The following is a 21,458-nucleotide window of genomic DNA, read 5'->3' as shown; positions in this document are numbered from 1 at the left end:
TGACAAGCGCAGGGCCCCGTGAACGCGGGGCAGGATGGTTTCTTTCGGGGCCTGGGGCCCCGCGTAGCAGAAGGGCACCCGTCGTGATCACGACCGTGTTGATGATCGAGAAGCCGCTGGTGTCCGCAGACGTCGAGCTGGTCACGACGCTGCACGGGGACGAGCCGGTCTCGTTCGTCGTCCTCATGCAGCCGCGTGGCGACCAGGACCGCTTGCTGCGGGCCCTGGACGACGTCGCGCTCGGCGAGCTGGAGGAGGCCGTGCGCGAGGGCGAGGAGCCCTCGGGCGGCGCGGCCGAAAGGGCACTCGACGTCTCGCTGAAACAGCTCAGAGAGGCCGGCACGGAGGCCGTCGGCCAGCTCATCGAGGAGCACCCGCTCCAGGTGCTGACCTCCGTCGCCGAGGAGACCAACGCCGACGAGGTCATCGTCCTCACCGCCCCCCACCTGGTCGAGGAGTTCTTCCACCGCGACTGGGCCTCGCGGGCCCGGCACAAGGTGGGGGTGCCGGTGCTGAAGCTGTTCGCGCACACGGAGTGAGGGGCGGCGCGGGTGTTCGGCCGGGGGTCCGGGGGTTGCCCCCGGGGGAGTGCAGTGCGCACACGGAGTGAGGGGCGGCGCAGGTGTTCGGCCGGGGGCCCGGGGGTTGCCCCCTGGGGGAGTGCAGTGCGCATACGGAGTGAGGGGCTGAGGGTCGGACCCCATAGGCTTTGGGCGTTCTTCGATCGACTCTGAGCCAGGAGAAGCCCGTATGGCCGTCGCCGTTCCGTCCGACATGTCACGTCCGCACTTCATCGGCATCGGCGGAGCCGGGATGTCGGGGATCGCGAAGATCCTCGCGCAGCGTGGCGCGCGCGTCGCGGGCAGTGACGCCAAGGAGTCGGCGACCGCCGCCGCGCTGCGCGAGCTGGGCGCGACCGTCCACATCGGGCACGACGCCGCGCACCTCGCGCCCGACGCCACCGGCGTCGTCGTCTCCAGCGCCATCCGGGAGGACAACCCGGAGCTGGCCGAGGCGGCGGCGCGCGGGATCCCCGTGGTGCACCGCTCGGACGCGCTGGCAGCGCTGATGGACGGGCTCCGGCCGCTCGCCGTCGCCGGGACGCACGGCAAGACGACCACCACCTCGATGCTCGCGGTGAGCCTGCGCGCGATGGACCTCGACCCCTCGTACGCGATCGGCGGCGACCTCGACGAGCCGGGCAGCAACGCGCACCACGGCACCGGCGAGATCTTCGTCGCGGAGGCCGACGAGAGCGACCGCAGCTTCCACAAGTACGCGCCCGAGGTCGCCGTCGTCCTCAACGTCGAGCTGGACCACCACGCCAACTACGCCTCGATGGACGAGATCTACGAGTCCTTCGAGACTTTCGCCGCGCGGATCACCGACGGCGGCACCCTCGTGATCTCCGCCGACCACGAGGGCGCGCGCGAGCTGACGCGCCGGGTGCGGGAGCGCGAGGGCGACCGTGTCCGCGTCCGTACGTACGGGGAGGCCGCCGACGCGGACGTACGGGTGCTCAAGGTCGTGCCGAAGGGGCTGACCAGCGAGGTGACCGTGGTGCTCGACGGGCGGGAGCTGACGTTCGGCGTCTCGGTGCCCGGCAGGCACTACGCGCTCAACGCGGTCGCCGCGCTCGTCGCGGGCACAGCCCTGGGCGCGGACACCGGGTCGCTGGCCCGCGCGCTCGGCACGTACACGGGCGTCAAGCGGCGCCTCCAGCTCAAGGGCGAGGCCGGGGGCGTGCAGGTCATCGACTCCTACGCGCACCACCCGACCGAGATGACCGCCGACCTGGAGGCCATCCGCGGCGGCGCGGGCGCGGGCCGCGTGCTGGTCCTCTTCCAGCCGCACCTCTTCAGCCGCACCCGCGAGCTGGGCACCGAGATGGGCCGGGCCCTGGCCCTCGCGGACGACTCGGTCGTGCTGCCGATCTACCCGGCCCGCGAGGACCCGATCCCCGGCGTGACGAGCGCCCTGATCACGGGGGCCGCGCGGGACGCGGGCGCCGGGGTGCGGGACGCGGCCTCGGCCGGGGAGGCCGTCGAGCTGGTCGCGGGAATGGCGCGGCCAGGCGATCTCGTTCTCACCATGGGAGCGGGTGACGTGACGGAGCTGGGCCCGCGCATCCTGGGCAGGCTCACCGACTGAGAGGGCGGCGCCGCCCCCGGCTCCGGAGAAGGAGATCGCTATGGCGTACGAGATCGACAAGCCGGAAGAGCAGTGGCGCGAGGAGCTGAGCCCCGAGGAGTACCACGTGCTGCGGGAGGCGGGCACCGAGCGCGCCTTCACCGGTGAGTACACGGACACCGAGACCACGGGTGTCTACAACTGCCGGGCCTGCGGCGCCGAGCTGTTCCGCTCGGACACCAAGTTCGCCTCGCACTGCGGCTGGCCCAGCTTCTACGACCCGTCGAAGTCCGAGGCCGTCGAGCTGATCACCGACCGCTCGCTCGGCATGATCCGCACCGAGGTCCGCTGCGCCCGCTGCGGTTCACACCTCGGACATGTCTTCGAGGGCGAGGGCTACCCCACGCCCACCGACCAGCGGTACTGCATCAACTCGATCTCCCTGACGCTGGTCCCGAAGGACGGGGACTGAGCCCCTCACGGGCCACCGGCCACCGGCCACAGGTCACAGGTCGCTGAAGAAGTCCAGCAGGACGTCGTTCGTCTCCGAGGGGCGCTCCTGCTGGATCCAGTGGCCGCAGTCGCGCAGGACCACCGTGCCGCGGTGGTCCGTGGCGACCTCGTGGGCGCGCTCGGCGGCCTCCCGGGACCACATCGTCACCAGGTCGCGGTCGCCCCCGACGTGCAGCGCGGGGACGGTGAGCGGACGCCCCGCCAGGTCGGCCAGGTGTTCCCAGCTCTCGTCGACGCACCGGTAGTAGTTGAGGGGCCCCGTCATGCCCGTGCGGGCGAACTCCGCCGCGTAGAGGTCCAGATCCTCGTCGGTCAACCACGGCAGCGGGCCCTCCGGCAGGCTCATCCCGTCGCGCAGCCGCGCGCCCTGCGGAACGCACAGCGTCGCGCGCAGCACGTCGACGGCCGCCTTCGTGTCCAGCCTGCTCAGATCCGCCCCTGCCAGGGCCTCGGGGAGGGGCGGGGAGGCCGAGAGCGAGTACAGCGCGGCGGCGAGCCAGTCGCGCGGGTCGGCCTCGGCCTCGCGCTCGGCGCGCTGGTCCGGGTGCTGGAAGTGCTCCTGGTAGAACAGCCGCCCCTCGCCGCCCACCTGGCGCTGCACGAAGCTCGGCCGGTGCTCCCCGAACGGGTCGCCCGGCAGCGCGAGGAGCCCCCGCCCGGCGAACGGCACGCTGAGCCCCACGACCCCCCGGAACCGGTCCGGGCGCAGCCACGCCGCCGTCCACGCCACGGGCGCGCCCCAGTCGTGCCCGACGATCAGCGCCCGGCGGCCGGGGGCGAGCGCCTCCACGACGCCGACGACGTCCCCGACGAGACGGTCCACGCGGTAGGAGGGGATGTCCGTCGGCGCGTACGAACGGCCGTAGCCGCGCATGTCCATCGCGACCGCCCGGTAGCCCGCCGCGCCCAGCACCGGCAGTTGGTGCCGCCACGAGTACCAGGTCTCCGGGAAGCCGTGGCAGAGGAGGACGAGGGGGCCGTCGGGCGGGCCCGCGCTCTCCACGTGGAAGCGCCTGCCGCTCCCGAGGTCGACCGTGCCGGACTCGAACCGCCGCTCCAACATGAGCCCCTCCAGGAGAGCTGTGGCCAAAGTCTCGCATGACGAAATAACCGCGGGCACCGGTCAGTTCATTTGTACGCTGCATGAATAGCCATATGACAAGAAGACAGTGCCGTGCTGCCCTGGAGGCTCCGCGTATGACCGCTCGCTGGCTCGTGCCCGTCCTCGCCTTCGGCGGGATCTCGGTGGCCGTGATGCAGACGCTGATCGTGCCCATCGTCGCCCAGCTCCCGGCGCTGCTGGACACGTCCACGTCGAACGCCTCGTGGGTCATCACCTCCACGCTGCTCTCCGGTGCCGTCGCCACCCCCATCATGGGCAGGCTCGGCGACCTGTACGGGAAGCGGCGGATCATCCTGCTCAGCCTCGCGCTGATGGTCGCGGGCTCGCTGCTGTGCGGCTTCACCTCGGAGCTGGTCCCCATGGTCGCGGGGCGCGCGGTGCAGGGCTTCGCGATGGGCGCGATCCCGCTCGGCATCGGCGTCATGCGCGACGAACTGCCGCCCGAGCGGCTCGGCTCGGCCATGGCGTTCATGAGCTCGTCGCTCGGCGTGGGCGGCGCGCTGGGCATGCCCCTCGCGGCGTACGTCGCGCAGCACGCCGACTGGCACGCGCTGTTCTTCGGCTCCGCCGGGATAGGCGTGGCGGCCATGGTGCTGGTGCGGCTGCTGGTGCCGGAGTCCGCGCGGCGCACGCCGGGCCGCTTCGATGTGATCGGCACGCTCGGCCTCTCGGCCGGGCTCGTGGCGCTGCTGCTGCCCATCTCCAAGGGCGGCGACTGGGGCTGGGGGAGCGGCACGGTCCTCGGGCTGCTCGCCGCCGCCGTCGTGATCTTCCTGGCCTGGGGCGCGTACGAGCTGCGGATCGCCGATCCTCTGGTGGACCTGCGTACCACGGCACGGCGTCAGGTGCTGCTCACGAACCTCGCCTCGATCATGGTCGGGCTCGCCTTCTACGCCGCGACGCTCGTGCTGCCCCAGCTCCTCCAGCTCCCCGCCTCCACGGGGTACGGGCTGGGGCAGTCCATGGTCGTCGCCGGGCTGTGCGTCGCGCCCATGGGCATCGCGATGATGCTGGTCTCCTCGCTCTCCGCCCGCCTCTCGCAGGCGCGCGGGCCCAAGGTCTCGCTGATGACGGGGCTGGTGATCCTCGCCGCCGCGTATCTGGCGGGGACCGGGCTGATGGGGGCCGTGTGGCAGACGGTGGTCGTCGCCGTGCTGATCGGGGTCGGCATCGGCATCGCGTACTCGGCGATGCCCGCGCTGATACTCGGTGCCGTGGATCCTTCGGAGTCCGGCGCCGCCAATGGGCTGAACACCCTTATGCGGTCCATCGGCACGTCGACGTCCAGCGCCGTTGTGGGTGTTGTCCTGGCCCGTATGACCAGTCCTGTCGTGCCGGGTGGGCCCGAGGTTCCGGATCTCGCCGGGTTCCGTACGGCCTTTCTCATCGCCGCCGGGGCGGCCTTGCTGGGCCTTGTCATCGCCGCGTTCCTCCCCTCGTCGACTGCGGTCGGCAGTGCCGCCTCGCCCGTGCACGCGGACCCCGTCGAACGCGGGCACGCCGTCTCCTCCCGTGGCTGAGCAGGGGCTGCCCCTTGCCGTGCGTCGCAGGCAGCCGGTGCGCCGTGGCCGCTCGCGCAGTTCCCCGCGCCCCTGAAGCGGCCCCTCCGGGGCGCTTCAGGAGACGCGGGCCCCGTCAGTGGCAGTGGTGCTGGTCGGCTCCGCGCAGCGTCAGCTTGCCCGGGGCGTAGGTGGGTTTTTGGGGCCAGCCTTCCGGGCTGTCCTCCCAGGACTCCTGGCGGCCGTACGGGGTCAGGTCCAGGAAGTGGTACGGGGTGAAGAGCTGGTCCAGGCCCCGGGCGTACGCGGAGTAGGTGTGGAAGACCTCGTCGCCGTCCCGGAGGAAGACGCTGTTGCCCGGCCAGTCGCCCTTGAGGGCCTCCTCGGGGAGGCCGGTGGCCAGCAGCTCCTCCTTGGTGCGGTAGTTGTACTCGACGGGGGCGACGCTCTCGTCGAGCGTGACGTGGAAGTCGTAGTTGAAGTCGCTGCCGTGCGAGGAGTACCAGGGGAAGGTCCAGCCGTGCTGGGCGCGGTACGCCTCGATGCTCGGCAGGGGCGCGCGGGCCACGGCGGCGAAGGTGATGTCCCGCTCGTGGAGATGGGCCAGGAACGCCGGGGTGAAGTGGAGCTCGGCGGCGGCGGTGCAGCTCGGGCAGCCGGTGTCCGTCTCGTCGAGCCACATGAAGTGGTGCACGTAGAGCTGGCTGCGGCCCTGGAAGAGGTCCGGCAGGGTCGCCTTGCCGTCCGGGCCCTCGAAGACGTAGTCCTTGTCGACGCGGACCATCGGCAGCCTGCGCCGTGCCGCGTTGAGCGCGTCCAGCCTGCGGCGCAGCTCCTTCTCCTCGGCCAGCAGCTCCTTGCGTGCCGCGAGCCACTGCTCCCCGGTCACCTCGGCCGGGCGCCCGACTCCCTCGGGAAGGGCCATGGGGATCTCCTCCTGACGTGTGAGCGATAAGGGTGTCCGTAGAGGCAGACCGGGGAGCGGGCCGGAATTCATCGCGTCACGCGTCGTCCCAGGCGACGGGGAGGGCACGGAGGCTGTAGACGACCATGTCGTAGAACTCCAGCTCCTCGCGCGGGCACGCGAGCCGCAGCGTCGGGAAGCGGCGCAGCAGCGCAGGGAAGGCGGTCCGCATCTCGACGCGGGCGAGCTGCGCGCCCAGGCACTGGTGGATGCCGTGCGCGAAGCCGAGCTGCCCGGCCGCCGCGCGCCGCAGGTCGAGTTTCTCGGGGGAGGGGTAGCGGGCCGGGTCGTGGTTGGCGGCGATCAGCGAGAGGGTGACCGTCTCGCCCGCCCTGATGACGTGGCCGTCCAGCTCGACGTCCTCCAGTGCGGCCTTCGCGGTCGTGTGGGCCACCGACAGATAGCGCATCAGCTCCTCCACGGCGCCGTCGGCGAGGTCCGGGTCCTCGCGCAGCAGCGCGGCCTGGTCCGGGTTGTCGAGCAGCGCGAGGGTGCCGAGGGAGAGCATGTGCGCGGTGGTGTCGAATCCGGCGCCGAGGAGGAAGCCGCCGAGCCCCGCGATCTCCTCGTCGGTCAGATCGGTGGCCGTCAGCTCGCTGAGCACGTCGTCCGTGGGGCGGGCGCGCTTGGCGGGGACCATCGCGGCGATGAAGTCCTGGAGGGCGGTCAGGGCCTCCTGCATGGCGTCGTGGCTCTCCCCGGCGCCCATGGCCTCCCTGGCGTGCCGGTGGAAGACCGCGCGGTCGCCCTCGGGGACGCCCAGCAGCTCGCAGATCATGAGCGACGGAACGGGATACGCGAAGGCCTCGACCAGGTCGACGCCGGGCCCCCGGCGCTCCATGTCGTCGAGCGCCTCGGCCGTGAACCGCGCGATCCGGTCGGCGAGCGCGCGCATCCGGCGGTTCGTGAACCGGCCGGCCACGAGCTTCCGCAGCCGGGTGTGCTCGGGCGGGTCGATGCCGGTCAGGTCGCCGGGCCGGGCCGGGGGCAGGCCCCCGGGCGGCGCGTCGGGGATGTGCAGGTGCAGGAGTTCGTAGCGGGAGCTGAAGCGGGGGTCGGCGAGTATCGCGCGGACCGTGGACCAGCCGGTGGCGGCCCAGCCCTCGTGGCCGTCCGGGTAGGTGAACCGCCGCAGTGGGCTCTCCTCGCGCAGCGGGGCCAGGCCCTCCGGCGGCAGGTACGGGCGGTCGGCGGGGCGTGCGAAGGGGAATTCGGTGATCGGCGCCGGGCTCATGGGGGTGTCCTTCCGTACGGATCGGGGGTGTCGCGGATGCGGGGTCGTCACGGACGCGGGGTCCGTCAGCGGCGGGCGCCGCGCTGGAACGCGGAGCGGGCCCAGAGGTAGCCGAGGAGGGTGAGGCCGAGGCACCAGGCGACCGCGGCGTAGCCGTCGTTGCCGATCTCCGTGCCCATCAGCAGGCCGCGCAGCGTCTCGATGACGGGGGTGAACGGCTGGTACTCGGCGAACCAGCGCAGCCCCGTCGGCATCGACTCCGGGGGGACGATGGCGCTGCCGAGGAAGGGCAGGAACGTCAGGGGCAGGGGGATGTTGCTGGCGGTCTCCACGTTCTTGGTGACCAGGCCGATGCCCGCCGCCAGCCAGGTGAGGGCCAGGACGAGGAGGGCGAGGAGCCCCGCCGCCGCGATCCACTCGACGGCGGTCGCGCTGGGCCGGAAGCCGATCGCGAGGGCGATGCCGACGACGAGGGCGATGCTGGCCAGCGTCTGGAGCACGCTCCCGACGACGTGTCCGGTCAGGAACGAGGCGCGGGAGATGGCCATGGTGCGGAAGCGGTTGACGATGCCCTCGGTCATGTCCGAGCAGACGCTCACCGCGGTGGAGACCGCGCCGGAGGTCGCGGCCATCAGGATGATGCCGGGCGCGATGTAGTCGATGTACTCCCCGCCTCCGGCGGCGCCCGCGGGCGTGCCGCCGATGCCGCTGCCCAGGGCGCGGCCGAAGACGTAGTTGAACAGCAGCAGCATCAGGACCGGCATCGCGAGCGTCGAGACCGACATGCTCGGGTAGCGCTGCGCGTGCTTGAGGTTGCGCCGCAGCATCGTCATGGCGTCGCGTACGGCGTAGGACTGAGCGCTCATCGGGCGTTCACCTTCCGGGAGTCGGGGTTCTCGGGGTTCTCGCGGTTCCCCGTGAGGGCGAGGAAGACGTCGTCGAGGTCGGGGGTGTGGACGGTGAGCGACTCGGCGCTGATCCCGCTGTCGTCGAGGATGTCGAGGACGGCGCGCAGCGTCGGGATGCCGCCGTCGCTCGGGATGTGCAGGGTGAGTTCCTCGTCGTCGCGCCCGACGGAGGCGAACAGCCCGGCGGCGGCCTCCAGTTGCGCCGCGTCGGCGAAGCGGAGCCGGATGTGGCCGCCCGGCATGCGCCGCTTCAGCTCCTCGGCGGTGCCCTCGGCGACGATCGTGCCGTGGTCGAGCACGGCGATACGGTCGGCGAGCTGGTCGGCTTCCTCCAGGTACTGCGTGGTGAGGAAGATGGTCACGCCCTGGTCCGCGACGAGCCCGCGGATGATCTCCCACATGGTGCGGCGGCTGCGCGGGTCGAGGCCGGTGGTCGGCTCGTCGAGGAAGATCACCCGCGGGTCGCCGACGAGCGTCATGGCGAGGTCGAGCTTGCGGCGCATGCCGCCGGAGAAGGTGGACACGGGCTTGCGGGCCGCCTCGGCGAGGTCGAACCGCTCCAGCAGCCGGGCGCCGCGCCGCCGTCCCTCGGTCCGGTCCAGATGCTGGAGGTCGGCCATCAGCATCAGGTTCTCCTCGGCGGTCAGCAGATTGTCGACGGCCGCGAACTGGCCGGTGACGCCGATCGCCGCCCGGATGCCGTCGGCGTCGGTCGCCAGGTCGTGCCCCGCGACCTGCGCCTCGCCGCCGTCGGCCTCGATGAGCGTGGAGAGGATCTGGACGGTGGTCGTCTTGCCCGCGCCGTTGGGGCCGAGCAGGGCGAAGACGGTCCCCTCGGGGATCGTCAGGTCGACGCCGTCGAGCACGACCTTCTCGCCGCCCGGGCCGTACGCCTTGCGCAGACCGAGGGCCGAGACGGCCGTTCCGGTGGTGGGATTCATGGCAACTGCCGTTTCTCTGGGAGGGGATGGGTGTTCTCGGGAGCTGTCAGGAGCTGTGAGGTGAGCTGTCAGGAGCGGTGGACGACGATGTCGCCGATGCCCGTACGGGCGCGGACCTCGACCGTGTCCTCGGCGGAACCGGGCCCGTCGGCCGCGTCGAGCGCGTTGTGCACGCCGCCGACGCGGGTGTGCACGTCGAGCCAGGCGGCGCTGCCCTCGCGGACGCCGACCACGACGTTCCCGGAGGCGGTCCGGAGCGCGAGCACGCCGCGTACGGCCTCGCGGATCCGGACGGACCCGTTGGCGCACCTGGCCTCGGCGCCGGAGTGCGCGACGCCGATGTCGACGGGGCCGTTGGTGGAGTTCACCGAGAGGGGGCCGGCGGCCTCGCCGACCGTGGTCGCGCCGTTGCGGTTCTTGACCGTGCCCCCGCCCGCGAGGGTCCCGATCGCGATCCGGCCCGCGCCGTTGACCTCGGCGTCCCCGCGCACCCGGTCCACCTCGATCTCGCCGGTGTCGGTGCGCAGCTTGACGGAGGCGGCCTCCTCGACGCGGATGTCGCCCACGGAGGTGCGCAGGACGCACGCGCCGAGAGGGCCCTCGCAGCGGTAGTCGCCCATGGGCGAGGTGGCCTCGATCCGGGAGCCCGCGGGCAGCTCGACGCGGATGTCGAGCTGCCCGCTCCTGCCGAACAGCCCCCGGTTCCGGGGGCCCTTGACGACGAGGGACCCGCCGGAGCAGGAGACGCGGGTCTGTTCGGCCGTACGGATGTCGAGGTCGTCGTCCGCGGTGTGGGGCAGGACGTCCACGACGGTCGTGGCGCGCTCGCCCGCGGTGATACGGACGGTCCCCAGGTCGAACTCCAGGGTGGCCGTGAGGGGTTCGGGGGTCGCGTACTCGGGCATGGCTGTGCCGTCCTCGTGGCTCGTGAGTGGGAGGGAAGAAAGGCGGGGCGGGCGGGCGCTCAGCTCGCCCAGCCGGTGACGGCTCCGCCGTTCCAGCGGCGGGCGCGCCCGGGCGGGCCGCCCGGGGCGCCGGGCTCCAGCGCGGCGGTGGCCGCGCGCACCAGCCAGGCGTTGACGGAGAGGCCTTCCCGCGCCGCCGTCTGCTCGACCCGGGCCTTGAGGTGGGCGGGCAGCCGGAGGTTGACGCGGGCGGTGGCGCCGTCCTCGCCGTTCGGCGGGGGCGCGAGCGGGGGCGCTGTCAGGGGCCCGCCGTCCGCGCCGCCCGCCTCGTCGGGGCCGGGCGGCGGGGTCACCACGAACTCGGGGTCGAGACCGCGCAGCCGTACGTCCACCGAGCCCGGCGCGAGGTCGCGGGTGACCTCGCCCATGGCGGCGGAGAGGGCGCGCAGGAGGGTGAGCCGGGTGGCCGACTCCAGGGGAGCGGCGAGCCGCTCGGCCAGGGCGCGGGTGTCCTCGTCGCCGCCCTCGGCGGAGGCGGCGAGTTCGCGCCGGAGCGTATCGACGTAGGGCGTGAGGTCCATGACGCCAATATGGCACCGCAATGGCGCCAATGCAAGAGGGGTTGGCATTACGCATGCTCTCGTGTGGTGCCACCTGCGGCCGAGCGGGAAACCCGTTCGAGCGCGCGGGGGTGCGCGAGGCAGGATGTGCGGGTGTTCGAGATCCTTCTGCCGTTCGTGGCGGCATGCACCCTCATCGCGCTGGCGCCCGGCCCCAGCACCGTCCTGATCATCCGGAACTCGCTGCGGAGCAGGAGGCTCGGGATGCTGACCGTGCTCGGCAACGAGACCGGGGTCTTCCTCTGGGGCGTCGTCGCCGCCTGCGGGCTCACGGCCGTGCTCGCCGCGTCCGAGGTCGCCTACGACGTGATGCGGTACACGGGCGCCGCCGTCCTCCTCGTCTTCGGCGTCCAGGCCCTGCGCGCCGCGCGCCGCGGCGGCGACGCCGACGACCTCGGCGGCGAGGAGGCCCAGAGTGGCGCCACGGTGGCATCAGGGTGGCGCGCGTACCGTACGGGCGTGTTCGTGAACCTCGCGAACCCCAAGGCGGGCATCTTCGCGATGTCGTTCCTCCCGCAGTTCGTGCCCTCCGGCGCGCCGCAGTTCCCGGCGATGCTCGCGCTCGCCGCGTTCCAGGCCGTCTTCGAGACCGGCTTCTACGGCATGTACGTCTGGGGCGTCGGACGGCTCAGGAAGGTCCTCTCCCGCGCGGGCGTACGGCGCAGGCTGGAGCAGGTCTCCGGCGGCGTCCTCCTCGCGCTGGGCATACGGCTCGCGCTCGACGGCTGACCCGTCCCCGGGGGCCGGGACCGGGGCTCAGCGCAGCACGGCCGCCGACTCCGGCGGCAGCCGCAGCACCCCGTCGCCGCCCAGCCGGGTTCCCTGCGGCTGCCAGGCCGTGAGCAGCACCGCGTGCGGGGACGGCAGCGGGATCTCGGCCGTACGGCCGGGCGAGAGGTTCACCGCGACGTACAGCGGCCCGTTGCGCAGCAGCAGCCAGCGCGTGCCGTCCGGTCTCTCGCGGTGCTCGACCCCGGCCGCGCCGAGCTGGGTGTGCGCCAGCACCGGGTGGGCGTGGCGCAGCGTCGCCAGGGAGCGGTGCCAGGCGAGCAGCCGGTCGTGCGGCGGCTCGGCCGGCTCGTCCCAGTCGAGGCAGGAGCGGGCGCGCGTCGCCGGGTCCTGCGGGTCGGGCACCTCCTCCGCCGCCCAGCCGTGCGCGGCGAACTCCCGGCGCCGCCCGCGCCGTACGGCCTCCGCCAGCTCCGGGTCCGGGTGGTCCGTGAAGTACTGCCAGGGCGTGCGCGCGCCCCACTCCTCGCCCATGAACAGCATCGGCGTGCCCGGCCCGAGCAGTACCAGCGCCGCCGCGCACGCCAGCAGCCCGGGCGGGGCGAGCGCGGCGAGCCGCTCGCCCCTGGCCCGGTTGCCGACCTGGTCGTGGGTCTGCGCGTACGCGAGGAAGCGGTGCGCGGGCGTCGCCGTCGTGCCCGGGTGGACGGGGCGGCCGTGGCGGCGGCCCCGGAACGTCGAGTACGTGCCGTCGTGGAAGAAGGCGCCGGTCAGCGTCTTGGCCAGCGCGTCGAGGGGCTCGCGCGCGAAGTCCTCGTAATAGCCGTGCGACTCGCCCGCGAGCGCCGTGTGCAGGGCGTGGTGGAAGTCGTCGTTCCACTGCGCGTGGACGCCGTGCCCGTGCGCCGTGCGCGGCGCCGTCGTACGGGGATCGTTCAGGTCGGACTCGGCGACGAGGAAGAGGGGGCGGCCGGTGTGCGCGGCGAGCGCGTCGACGGCGGCGGACAGCTCGGCGAGGAAGTGCTCGGCCCGGCTGTCGGCGAGGGCGTGCACCGCGTCGAGGCGCAGCCCGTCGAGCTGGTAGTCCCGCAGGAACGCCAGGGCGCTACCGATGAGATGGGCGCGCACGTCGTCCGAGCCGGGCCCGTCGAGGTTGACGGCCGCGCCCCACGGCGTCCGGTAACGGTCGGTGAAGTACGGCCCGAAGGCCGGGAGATGGTTGCCGGAGGGTCCCAGGTGGTTGTGCACGACGTCCAGGACGACCCCGAGCCCGTGCCCGTGCGCCGCGTCCACGAACCGCTTGAGCCCCTCGGGCCCGCCGTACGGCTCGTGCACGGCCCACAGCGCGACCCCGTCGTACCCCCAGCCGTGCGTCCCCGGGAACGGGCAGACCGGCATCAGCTCGACGTGTGTGACGCCGAGCGCGGCGAGGTGCGGCAGCCGCGCGACGGCCGCGTCGAAGGTGCCCTCCGGGGTGAACGTGCCGACGTGCAGCTCGTACAGCACCGCGCCCGGCAGCGGCAGCCCGCGCCACGGATGGCGCCAGCGGAACGCGTCGTGGTCCACGACCGCGCTCGGCCCCTCGGGCCCGTCCGGCTGGCGGCGCGAGCGCGGGTCGGGGAGGACGGGGCCGCCGTCGAGGGAGAAGCCGTAACGGGCGCCGTCCGCCGCCGGTTCCTCGGCCTGCCACCAGCCGCGACGGGCGGACGAGCGGCCCATGGGGCGCGTGCGGCCCGGCGGGAGATGGAGGGTCACGGTCTCTGCGGCGGGGGCCCACACCTCGAACAGCATGCCGCCATTCTCAGTCAGGACGGCCCCGGCGGAGGGGAGTTGGCGCGCAAGCCGCCTCCGATCCGGCCGCGAGGAGCGCCGTCGCCAGCGCCGTACGCTCGTACAGCACCTCGCGCCCCTGGCGCCACGAGCGGACCAGGCCGCTGCGCCGGAGCACGGCGAGGTGCTGGCAGGCCGAGGACGGGGACTGCCCGAGGAGCCCCGCGAGCGCCGTCGGCGACAGCGGCGCGCCCAGGCGCCGCAGGAGCGCGGCGCGGGTGCGGCCGAGCAGCGCGGCGAGCGCGTCGTCCTCGGCCTCGCGCGGGGCGCCGTCCTGCCACACGTGGGCGATACCGCGCACGGCGTAGACGAGGGTGGGCTGGTGCTCGGTCACCTCGCCGATCACGATGAGGTGCGGCCACACGTAGACGGACGGCACCAGCAGGAGGCCCTGGCCGGTGAGGTCCCTGGCCGCCGGGTCGCAGTGCGGCTTGTCGATGCTGAGGACTCCGCCGGAGAGGGCGACCTCGGGGTGCAGGTCCGCCATCAGGGCCTCGGCGCCGCCCTCCACCAGCAGCCGCGCGCGGTGGCTGACGTCCGCCTCCAGAACGGTCCTGAGCCGGGGCCAGTGCGGCGCGATCACCGCCTCCCAGTAGCCGCGCAGCGCGTCCGCGAGACGGTGGACGCCCGCCGCACCCTCGTCCAGCGCGCGCTCCAGCACGGGCGGCAGCGGACCGCCCTCCCAGACCTTCGCGAAGTCCGTGCGTACGGCCTCGGGGGACATCGCGCGCACCACGTCGAGCTGGCCCTCGATCGTCGTCGTACGGCCGCGCACCCCGGCGAAGAGGAAGTCGGCCAGGTCCCGGCGCGCGGGCACCACGGCCTTCAGCAGCTCGACATCGGCCTCGGCGAACGCCCGGCGCATGCCGCCCGACCAGGGGCGGTGCAGCGGGTGGACGAGCCCGGCGGAGAGCATGTGCAGGCTCGCCGCGACCTCCGAGAGGGGCGAGAACCCGAACCGGGTGCGGCACAGGTCGGCGGCGCCGAGCCGCAGCTCAATCACGTGCGTGAGCCTACGGGGAGGGCGTGCCCTCCGTCCGACCTTTCAGCCCTGGCTTCATGGTGTGCGGTCCCGCGTGCCGCGCCGCCACGCTTCCGGTGTCCCGCCCGAGCCGGGCGCACCTCCGCCGAACCCCGAGGAGCCGGCCATGCGCCGCCGTTCGCTGTACTACGCCGCACCGGGTGCGGCCCTCCTGATCGCCCTGTCCGCCGCCGCGCCCTCGCAGGGGAGGGGCGCGACGGCGGACACGGGCCCGCACTCACGCTGCGCGCGGCAGTTCGACGCCGCCGTCGCCCAGTACGTCGACGCGCATCCCGCGCGGGACGTCGACATGTTCGCCGAGGTCCTGCACGACGGCTGGACCGTCGTCTTCCCCGACGCCGAGATCCTGAAGGGGAAGAAGGCGGGCCTCAAGTGGGTCCGGGAGGAGTTCTTCAACGACCCGGACTGGACGCAGACCTTCGACGAGGAACGCCGCGTGGTCAGCGGCTGCCGCACGGGCTTCGTCCTCTTCGACTCGCTATACGAGGCGCCGGGCTACCGGACCCACCTGAAGATCGGCCTCACCTTCACCTACGAGCACGGCCGCTGGCTGGTGATCCACGACCAGAACACGAGGGTGCCGGCCGGCGGATGACCGGGCCTCGGCGTGTCCGGCGGTCCTTGCCGGGCTCGGGCTGCCCCTTGCCGCGCGTCGCGGGGCGCGGGTCGCGACGCGGCCGGGCCCGCAGTTCCCCGCGCCCCCGGGCGGGGCGCCCCCCCCCGCACCGTCAGCGGGCCGGCGGCGACATGCAGTAGCGGTGCTGGGTGATGGGGTAGCCCGCGCGGGCGAAGTTGGCGGCCATGGGGGCGTTGCCCGTGTCCGTGGAGGCGGCGATGGTCTCGGCGCCGCGTCCCGCGAGGAAGTGGGTGCACTCGGCCAGCAGGTCGTACGCGTACCCCCGGCCGCGCTGCTCGGGGACGACGCCGATGAACGCCGCCGCCGGGCCCGAGGGGATCTCGCCCGGCACATGGACGCCCACCAGCTCGCCGTCCGGGGTGTGCGCGACCTGCCACCACTCGCGCGGCGAGGACAGCCAGGCCAGGTGCTCGAAGTCCTCGCGCACGGCCTGCTCGACCCCGCCCTCGGCGAGGGCCTTGCGGGCGTGCGCGTCGAGCGTGCCGGTCATCACCCGGCGCAGCACGTCGCGGAACGCCTCGTCGTCCGGCTCGGGGCGGAAGACGAGCCGTCCGGGCCGTTCGGGCAGGCCCTCGGCGGGGGTCCACGCGTAGCGGTAGCGCTCGACGAGCGGGACGTACCCGGCGTCGGCCGCCACCGCGATACGGGCCTCGGCCGCCGCCGCGACCTCGGGCCGCTCGCGCCAACCGGGCGGCAGGACCAGCTCGAACTCGGCCTTGAGCGGGGCCTCGCGCAGCAGGCGTACGCCTGCCTCGTGCTCGCCGTCGGCGACGTCGAGCCAGTCGAGGACGACGGGCTCCTCGTCCTCGGGCGCGGCCCAGAACGCGGCGCGCGCCACGACCTCGCCGCCGCGCTCGGCGACGAAGGTCCAGTCGGGGCGGTACTCGCCGCCCTCGGCGAGCGTGCCGTACGGACGCCCGAGCAGGGGGCGGCCGACGAGGCCGGGGTCGGCGAGCGAGGTGAAGACGGAGCGCGCGTCAGCTTCGGTGAGCGCGCGGATGACCAGATCGGTGGGACCGGTCGTGGATGTCACGGATTCCTCCGGAAGAAGTGGGACACGAGATGACCTCAGTACGCATCGCTATCGCCTCCTCGTTCTTCGCGGACATGAACGCTGCGCAAGTGAAACCCCTGGACGGTCGATCTGTCCAGGGGATTTCGGGGCGCGGAGGGGAACGGGTCAGCCGACGGCCGGTGGGGCTTCGCAGGCCGGGCCCTTGTTCGTCCGGGCTGCTCGTTCGACGATCCGCACCATGTCCTCGCGCAGCTTCCCGTACGGTTCCCGCCACGCCTGGGCGCTGACGTACAGGTTGGTGGCGTCGTCGGAGCCCTTGCCCGAGTCCTTGGTGCAGGGGACGGAGAGCCCCGCGGCGTCCTGGGAGGACCAGGAGTGCCGGAAGCCGGGGATGCTCTTGGTCTTTCCGTGGCCCGGGCCCGTGCCGGCGCGGCGGGGCTCGTGGACATGGTTGCGCTGTTCCACGGAGACCTTGAGCACCTGCTTGCCGTCCGCTGTGACGGCACACTTGGTGGTCAACCTGTGCTTCTCCCGGTACACCCACTGCTGGAGGACCGCATGCCGGGATGCGGGGACGACGCGGTCGAGCAGCGATGCGGGCACCGCCTTCAGCACGCTGGGGCAGGTGTCGTCGGACACCAGAGCGGAGAATCTCTTCGTGCCGCCGCCGTCCTTGTGCGTGTACAGGATGCCGCCCACCGTCCCCGCCGCGAGCAGGGCGACGGCGAGGACGGTGAGCAGGATGATGCGGAGGGGGCGGTTCATCTGCGTGCGTTCCCTTACTTTTCCCTGGCCATTTGCTTGACCTGCTCGATGGACGTCAAGAACGAGGCGGTCGATCCGACTCTGCTGTAGCCGTGGTCGAAGCCGTCGTTGGAGTACTGGCGGCCCCAACTGGTGCTCGACACGTCGATGTCGTACTTCTCCTCGATGGCCTTCAGCATCCTCTGGTTCTGGATCACGTCACGGCCGGACATCTCGTCGTAGACCGCACCGGCCCTGTCCCCAGCGGGGGCGGACTTGTTGCTGCTCCAGTTCTGGGCGTCCATGTCGTTGACGGTCGCGCCCTCGGCGCCGATGAGCAGCGACGCCGCGGTCGCGGCCATCACCGGGTGCGGGAGGAGAGGCTTCGTCACGCTGAGGCCCGTCACCACGGTGCCGAAGGCGCCGTTGCCCCACAGGCGGTTGTGCAGCGTGGCCTTGTCGTACTCGCTGTCCTGCACGACCGCGGGGCCGATGATGGCCTCCTGGGCTCCGGCGGCCAGTGTGCCCGCGGTCTCGCCCGAGGTCTTGAGGACCTCGCGGACGATGTCCCGGGGGGAGGCGTCGTACCGCTGGCCCTCGGGGACGTCGCCGCCGAGGTGATGGTCGAGCGTCTGGGCGGTGTAGAGCTTCTGCCCGGCGGTGATCGCCGCGTTCGCGTCCGGGTCCTGTCCGAGCTGCACGAGGAACTTCGTCGCGTCGCGGTGCTCCATGTCGGCCTGCGCCCCGGTCATGGGGAAGAGCTTGTTGTCCCCCTCTCCCTCGGTCATGGCCCGGAAGAAGTCCGGCACGTACTCCGCCGCCGCGTTCCCCAGGCCCTGGCGCATGCCGGGGGAGAGCGAGGCGGTCGCGTTCCCGTCGTCGTCCATCTTCCCCGTGTCCTTGATGATCTTGGACATGAGGTCCGCCTGGTCCTTGGTGTGCTCGGCCGGGACGTTCTTCGGCGCGTCCCAGTCGTGGCCGGTGGTCGCGGAGCCCAGCGCGTGCCCGAGGGCCACCTTGGACCCGGTGAAGTCCTTTTCCTTGCCGGACGTGGGGCTGTCGCCGTCCGGCTCCCAGGTGCGGTCCTTCATGACGTGGTCGTAGTTGCCGTCGTCCTTGAAGAAGTCCAGGGACGCGTCGCTGTTGTTCCCCAGCGCCTCGAAATATCCGGTGAACGGGTCCTCGCCCTGGTCGTACTCCTTGCCGAAGTTGAGGAAATCCGGCTTCTGGTTACCGAACGAGAGCCACTTGCGGTGGGTCTTCTCGTCCATCTCCTGCGTGCCGTTCCAGGGCGTGTAGGGCTCTTTGTCGAAGGCGACGAGCCGGTCGCCGTACTTGTTCAGGAAGCCCGTCTCCCACTTTCCCGTGCGCATCAGGTTGCTCATCACCTGGAAGCCGTAGGGCGGGTCGGCCAACTGCTTCGTGCCGCCCTGGTACCACTGGTTCCGGCCGAGCGGTACGCGCTCGTCACCGGAGGCGATGGCGTCCTGCTTCCACTTCGTCATCTCGGGCGAGTCCGACTGGCTGGCGAGGCCCAGGGTGACACCCAGATTGTCCTGGAGCGCGGCGAGTTGCTTCGTCACCGCCTTGGAGCGCGGCTTCTCTTCGGACAGCGGGGATTCCCCGTCGTAATCCGGCTTGGCCGTCTTGTACCAGAACTCCTCGATCCACTTCGGGCCCTTGCGGGTGGCGAACTGCTCGGCGAAGTCGGCGTTGTTGGCGTTCTTGGCCAGGATTCCGTTGAACCGGGAGAGGAGTTTGGGGTCCCTCTTGAAGTCCTCGGTGCCCGCCAGCTTCATCAGGGCGTCGACGTCCTTCTTCGTCTCGGCGTCGACGTCCTTGAGGTGTCCGGCGATGTCGTCGTTGAAGCCCTTGCCCGGCGGGTTGATCTGGAGGGCGGTCTTCAGGTCGTGGTCCGCGTCGGCGGCGCTCTGGAGGGCCTCGCGGATCTTGTTGTTGTAGTAGACGATCGACTCGTGGAAGGCCTTCTGCAGGCCGGGGGTCTGTTCCACGTCGGCCGGCGGGTCGAGGTAGACGACGCCGTCCTTCTTGTTGACCTTCAGATAGATCTTGCCGTCGCCGTCCTTCGGCGGAGTGCTCACGGCGGTCTCGACGTCTTCGAGGACCTTCTTCGCCGACTCGAAGGCCTTGAGGGCCTCGGACATCACGGTGCCGATCTTCTCGGCCTGGCCGGAGGCCTCGGACATCTGGTGCCGGACGCTGCGGAAGTGCTTGAACGCGGACTCCGCCGAGTCGCCGTACCAGCCGGACTGCTCCAGCGGGTTGGAGACGCTGCGGCTGAAGGACGTCGCGACGCCGTCGATCTTGCCGGGCAGCTTGCCCCATTTGCCTGCCGCCTGCCGGAGCGGCTCCAGGTTGACGTTCCGCACGTCGGAGTACGCGAGGGGTTCAGGAGTGGCCATGACTGCGCTCCCTAGGACGTCGGGGCATCGGTCTGCGGGAGGGTGTTCGGCACATACGGCCCGTAGAGCGGCTTGTCACCGATCGACGGGCCCTGCGGGGTGAGGTACGGGGGCTGCGAGCCCGGCGTCAGCGGGTACTGGCCGTTTCCGCCCGGGAGCAGCGGCGAGTTGGGCAGCAGCGGCGAGTTCGGCAGGAGCGGGTTCGTGGGTGTGGGGTCCGCCTTGTCGAGGTCGGCCTTGCGCCGGATGTCCGAGGCCTTGAAGGTCGTGGAGGCCGCGCGGAGCGCCTTGGCGACGCCGGTGTAGAGCCCGTCCAGGTATTTCATCTGGGCGCGCCACATCTTCTGGAAGTCCTTGAACGCCTCGTCGCTCGCGAAGCCCTTCATCGAGCCGGGGACCTGCTCGGTCTCCCGCATGGTCTCGTTGTCGACCTTCTGGAACTCGGTGCTCACCTTCTCCGCGCGGCCCGCGTACGAGCGCAGGACGTGCGCCGTGACCTGGAGCGTCTTCCCGTCTCCGCCGCCTCCGCCGCCGCCTCCGTCACCGCCCGCGCCCGGAGTGGCGGGCCCGTTGAGCTGCATGGAGGTGGATTGCCGGGAACGTGCGTTGTTGACCAGCCCTGACCACTCTTGTTCGAACGACACATCTCCCCCGCTTCGCAAGTGAACGTCTACGAGCTGTTGACGAAACTACAAGAGAAGTACAGAAGATGTCTCCGCTCAGTGCTGGTGGAGGCCCCGTCCCGCGAGGGTGAGGTAGGTCTCGCCCACGGCCTCCGACAGGGTCGGATGGGCGTGGATGTGCTGGGCGACATCCGCGGGAGCGGCGTCCCAGGCGACGGCGAGCTGGTTCTCGGCGATCATCTCGGAGGCGTGCGGGCCGACCATGTGGACGCCCAGGATCCGGCCCTCGGCGCCCTGTTCGGCGACGACCTTCACCATGCCGCCCTGGCCGTGCACCATGCCCTTCGCGGTGGCCGTGAGGGGGAGAGTGTTCGAGACCGGGTCGTGGCCGCGTTCGCGCGCCTCGGCCTCGGTGAGGCCGACCGAGGCCGTCTGGGGGCTGGAGTACGTCACGCGCGGCACCGTCGCGTAGTCGACCGGCCGGGAGGCGAGGCCCGCCAGGGTCTCCGCCACCAGCAGGCCCTCCGCGAACGAGGCGTGGGCCAGCCCCAGCGACGGCGGCGGCAGCAGGTCGCCCACGACGTGGACGCCGGGCACGGCCGTCTCCAGCGTGGCCCAGTCGGCGGGCGGCACGAAGCCGCGCTCGTCGGCCGCCAGGCCCGCGGCCTCCAGTCCGAGCCCGTCGGTGACGGGCGCGCGGCCGACCGCGACCAGCAGCCGTTCGGCGGTGAGCGCGAACTCCGCGCCGCGCGACGGCCGTACGGTCGCCGTCACCCCGCCTGCCCCGCCCCCTCCCTCGCGCCGTACGTCCTCCAGGCGCGCGCCCGTACGGACGTCGATGCCGCGCTTCTTCAGGGCGCGCGTCAGATGGCGGCTGACGTCCTCGTCCTCCAGGGGCAGCAGCCGGGGAGCCGCCTCGACGAGGGTGACGTCGGCGCCCATCGAGCGGTGGAACGAGGCGTACTCGACGCCGATCGCGCCGCCGCCCAGCACCAGCACGCTGCCCGGCAGCCCCGGCGCGAACAGCGCGTCGTCGCTGGTGACGACCGTACGGCCGTCCGGTTCGAGGCCCGGCAGGGTGCGCGGGCGCGAGCCCGTGGCGAGGACGACGCCGCGCCGCGCCGTCCACTCCTCGGCGCCCCCGGCCGACAGGCCGACGTGGACCGTCCGCGCGGACGTCAGGCGTGCCGTGCCGTGCGCGACGCGGACGCCCGCGCGCGAGAGATGGCCCTCGACGCCCTTGTGGTTGCGGGAGACGATGTCGTCCCGCGTGGCCGTCAGCGCGGGCCAGTCGACGCCGTCGAGGGTGGCCTTGACGCCCCAGCGCTCGCGCGCCTCGGCGATGCCGTCGACCAGCTCGGCCGCGTGCAGCATGGCCTTGCTCGGCACGCAGCCCCGGTGGAGGCAGGTGCCGCCGATCAGATCGCGCTCGACGAGGGTGACGCCGAGCCCGAGGGAGGCGGCGCGAAGGGCCGTGCTGTAGCCGCCCGTTCCGCCGCCGATGACGATCACGTCCGTGGTGTTCCCGCTCATGGCCCCAGCCTCCGGCCCGGCGTGGCCATGAGTCCAACGCAATGT

The 21,458-nt window shown here is 72.5% G+C and carries 20 protein-coding genes; 6 read left to right on the top strand and 14 right to left on the bottom strand.

Features of this window, described 5'->3' with window-relative positions:
* Positions 1 to 83 precede the first annotated feature (83 nt).
* From ABD343_RS21365 to msrB, 3 genes are all read left to right on the top strand, one after another.
* Positions 84 to 539, top strand: coding sequence for an indole-3-glycerol phosphate synthase (locus tag ABD343_RS21365; protein WP_344530591.1), 456 nt, complete (start codon positions 84 to 86; stop codon positions 537 to 539).
* A 211-nt stretch (positions 540 to 750) separates the two neighbouring features.
* A complete protein-coding gene (murC, locus tag ABD343_RS21360) occupies positions 751 to 2,151 on the top strand; it encodes a UDP-N-acetylmuramate--L-alanine ligase (RefSeq protein WP_344530589.1) in 1,401 nt (466 codons plus the stop codon).
* A 40-nt stretch (positions 2,152 to 2,191) separates the two neighbouring features.
* A complete protein-coding gene (gene msrB / locus ABD343_RS21355; RefSeq protein WP_344530587.1) occupies positions 2,192 to 2,602 on the top strand; it encodes a peptide-methionine (R)-S-oxide reductase MsrB in 411 nt (136 codons plus the stop codon).
* 33 nt (positions 2,603 to 2,635) lie between these two features.
* On the opposite strand, the gene ABD343_RS21350 is transcribed toward msrB, so the two are convergent.
* Positions 2,636 to 3,706, bottom strand: coding sequence for an alpha/beta fold hydrolase (locus tag ABD343_RS21350; protein WP_344530586.1), 1,071 nt, complete (start codon positions 3,704 to 3,706; stop codon positions 2,636 to 2,638).
* Between the two features lie 92 nt (positions 3,707 to 3,798).
* Here ABD343_RS21350 and ABD343_RS21345 point away from each other — a divergent pair, with 92 nt between their 5' ends.
* Positions 3,799 to 5,286 carry an MFS transporter gene (locus tag ABD343_RS21345; protein ID WP_344530584.1) on the top strand — a complete coding sequence of 496 codons (1,488 nt, stop codon included), beginning with the start codon at positions 3,799 to 3,801 and terminating at the stop codon, positions 5,284 to 5,286.
* Between the two features lie 115 nt (positions 5,287 to 5,401).
* Here ABD343_RS21345 and ABD343_RS21340 read toward each other — a convergent pair whose 3' ends face one another.
* The 6 genes from ABD343_RS21340 to ABD343_RS21315 form a co-directional block, all read right to left on the bottom strand.
* Positions 5,402 to 6,190 carry a DUF899 domain-containing protein gene (locus tag ABD343_RS21340; RefSeq protein WP_344530582.1) on the bottom strand — a complete coding sequence of 263 codons (789 nt, stop codon included), beginning with the start codon at positions 6,188 to 6,190 and terminating at the stop codon, positions 5,402 to 5,404.
* A 76-nt stretch (positions 6,191 to 6,266) separates the two neighbouring features.
* Positions 6,267 to 7,463, bottom strand: a complete 1,197-nt coding sequence (locus ABD343_RS21335) for a cytochrome P450 (RefSeq protein WP_344530580.1) — start codon at positions 7,461 to 7,463, stop codon at positions 6,267 to 6,269.
* Positions 7,464 to 7,528: 65 nt separating this feature from the next.
* Positions 7,529 to 8,329, bottom strand: coding sequence for an ABC transporter permease (locus ABD343_RS21330; RefSeq protein WP_344530579.1), 801 nt, complete (start codon positions 8,327 to 8,329; stop codon positions 7,529 to 7,531).
* A complete protein-coding gene (locus ABD343_RS21325; RefSeq protein WP_344530577.1) occupies positions 8,326 to 9,312 on the bottom strand; it encodes an ATP-binding cassette domain-containing protein in 987 nt (328 codons plus the stop codon). Before ABD343_RS21325 ends, ABD343_RS21330 begins: the two co-directional genes overlap by 4 nt.
* Before the next feature lie 68 nt (positions 9,313 to 9,380).
* A complete protein-coding gene (locus ABD343_RS21320) occupies positions 9,381 to 10,217 on the bottom strand; it encodes a DUF4097 family beta strand repeat-containing protein (protein ID WP_344530575.1) in 837 nt (278 codons plus the stop codon).
* A gap of 59 nt (positions 10,218 to 10,276) precedes the next feature.
* Entirely contained in the window at positions 10,277 to 10,798 is a 522-nt protein-coding gene (locus ABD343_RS21315) for a hypothetical protein (protein WP_344530573.1), read from the bottom strand.
* Between the two features lie 132 nt (positions 10,799 to 10,930).
* Between ABD343_RS21315 and ABD343_RS21310 the strand changes: the two genes are divergently transcribed.
* On the top strand, positions 10,931 to 11,566 hold the full coding sequence (locus tag ABD343_RS21310; protein ID WP_344530571.1) for a LysE family translocator: 636 nt from the start codon (positions 10,931 to 10,933) through the stop codon (positions 11,564 to 11,566).
* A gap of 27 nt (positions 11,567 to 11,593) precedes the next feature.
* On the opposite strand, the gene treZ is transcribed toward ABD343_RS21310, so the two are convergent.
* Together treZ and ABD343_RS21300 are read right to left on the bottom strand one after the other, a co-directional pair.
* Positions 11,594 to 13,357: a malto-oligosyltrehalose trehalohydrolase gene (gene treZ, locus ABD343_RS21305; RefSeq protein WP_344530570.1), complete on the bottom strand. Its 1,764-nt coding sequence runs from the start codon at positions 13,355 to 13,357 to the stop codon at positions 11,594 to 11,596.
* Between the two features lie 10 nt (positions 13,358 to 13,367).
* A complete protein-coding gene (locus ABD343_RS21300) occupies positions 13,368 to 14,399 on the bottom strand; it encodes an ArsR/SmtB family transcription factor (protein ID WP_344530568.1) in 1,032 nt (343 codons plus the stop codon).
* 145 nt (positions 14,400 to 14,544) lie between these two features.
* Between ABD343_RS21300 and ABD343_RS21295 the strand changes: the two genes are divergently transcribed.
* Positions 14,545 to 15,033 carry a YybH family protein gene (locus ABD343_RS21295; protein ID WP_344530566.1) on the top strand — a complete coding sequence of 163 codons (489 nt, stop codon included), beginning with the start codon at positions 14,545 to 14,547 and terminating at the stop codon, positions 15,031 to 15,033.
* 133 nt (positions 15,034 to 15,166) lie between these two features.
* Here the strand turns inward: ABD343_RS21295 and ABD343_RS21290 are convergent, their stop codons facing one another.
* The 5 genes from ABD343_RS21290 to lpdA form a co-directional block, all read right to left on the bottom strand.
* Positions 15,167 to 16,108, bottom strand: coding sequence for a GNAT family N-acetyltransferase (locus ABD343_RS21290; RefSeq protein WP_344530564.1), 942 nt, complete (start codon positions 16,106 to 16,108; stop codon positions 15,167 to 15,169).
* A 147-nt stretch (positions 16,109 to 16,255) separates the two neighbouring features.
* A complete protein-coding gene (locus ABD343_RS21285; protein ID WP_344530562.1) occupies positions 16,256 to 16,855 on the bottom strand; it encodes a hypothetical protein in 600 nt (199 codons plus the stop codon).
* A gap of 14 nt (positions 16,856 to 16,869) precedes the next feature.
* Entirely contained in the window at positions 16,870 to 19,257 is a 2,388-nt protein-coding gene (locus ABD343_RS21280) for a PPE domain-containing protein (RefSeq protein WP_344530560.1), read from the bottom strand.
* 11 nt (positions 19,258 to 19,268) lie between these two features.
* On the bottom strand, positions 19,269 to 19,901 hold the full coding sequence (locus ABD343_RS21275) for a WXG100 family type VII secretion target (RefSeq protein WP_344530558.1): 633 nt from the start codon (positions 19,899 to 19,901) through the stop codon (positions 19,269 to 19,271).
* A gap of 75 nt (positions 19,902 to 19,976) precedes the next feature.
* A complete protein-coding gene (gene lpdA, locus ABD343_RS21270) occupies positions 19,977 to 21,413 on the bottom strand; it encodes a dihydrolipoyl dehydrogenase (RefSeq protein ID WP_344530557.1) in 1,437 nt (478 codons plus the stop codon).
* Positions 21,414 to 21,458: the final 45 nt, after the last annotated feature.

The sequence above is a fragment of the Streptomyces albiaxialis genome (assembly GCF_039530985.1).
Lineage (GTDB): Bacteria > Actinomycetota > Actinomycetes > Streptomycetales > Streptomycetaceae > Streptomyces > Streptomyces albiaxialis.
This window is presented reverse-complemented; position numbering and strand designations above follow the sequence as displayed.

Coding starts and splice junctions, on each gene's coding strand:
- ABD343_RS21295 (WP_344530566.1), top strand. CDS start 14,545: ATGCGCCGCCGTTCGCTGTACTACGCCGCACCGGGTGCGGCCCTCCTG.
- ABD343_RS21325 (WP_344530577.1), bottom strand. CDS start 9,312: ATGAATCCCACCACCGGAACGGCCGTCTCGGCCCTCGGTCTGCGCAAG.
- lpdA (WP_344530557.1), bottom strand. CDS start 21,413: ATGAGCGGGAACACCACGGACGTGATCGTCATCGGCGGCGGAACGGGC.
- ABD343_RS21345 (WP_344530584.1), top strand. CDS start 3,799: ATGACAAGAAGACAGTGCCGTGCTGCCCTGGAGGCTCCGCGTATGACC.
- ABD343_RS21280 (WP_344530560.1), bottom strand. CDS start 19,257: ATGGCCACTCCTGAACCCCTCGCGTACTCCGACGTGCGGAACGTCAAC.
- ABD343_RS21350 (WP_344530586.1), bottom strand. CDS start 3,706: ATGTTGGAGCGGCGGTTCGAGTCCGGCACGGTCGACCTCGGGAGCGGC.
- ABD343_RS21315 (WP_344530573.1), bottom strand. CDS start 10,798: ATGGACCTCACGCCCTACGTCGATACGCTCCGGCGCGAACTCGCCGCC.
- ABD343_RS21330 (WP_344530579.1), bottom strand. CDS start 8,329: ATGAGCGCTCAGTCCTACGCCGTACGCGACGCCATGACGATGCTGCGG.
- treZ (WP_344530570.1), bottom strand. CDS start 13,357: ATGCTGTTCGAGGTGTGGGCCCCCGCCGCAGAGACCGTGACCCTCCAT.
- msrB (WP_344530587.1), top strand. CDS start 2,192: ATGGCGTACGAGATCGACAAGCCGGAAGAGCAGTGGCGCGAGGAGCTG.
- murC (WP_344530589.1), top strand. CDS start 751: ATGGCCGTCGCCGTTCCGTCCGACATGTCACGTCCGCACTTCATCGGC.
- ABD343_RS21340 (WP_344530582.1), bottom strand. CDS start 6,190: ATGGCCCTTCCCGAGGGAGTCGGGCGCCCGGCCGAGGTGACCGGGGAG.
- ABD343_RS21320 (WP_344530575.1), bottom strand. CDS start 10,217: ATGCCCGAGTACGCGACCCCCGAACCCCTCACGGCCACCCTGGAGTTC.
- ABD343_RS21335 (WP_344530580.1), bottom strand. CDS start 7,463: ATGAGCCCGGCGCCGATCACCGAATTCCCCTTCGCACGCCCCGCCGAC.
- ABD343_RS21285 (WP_344530562.1), bottom strand. CDS start 16,855: ATGAACCGCCCCCTCCGCATCATCCTGCTCACCGTCCTCGCCGTCGCC.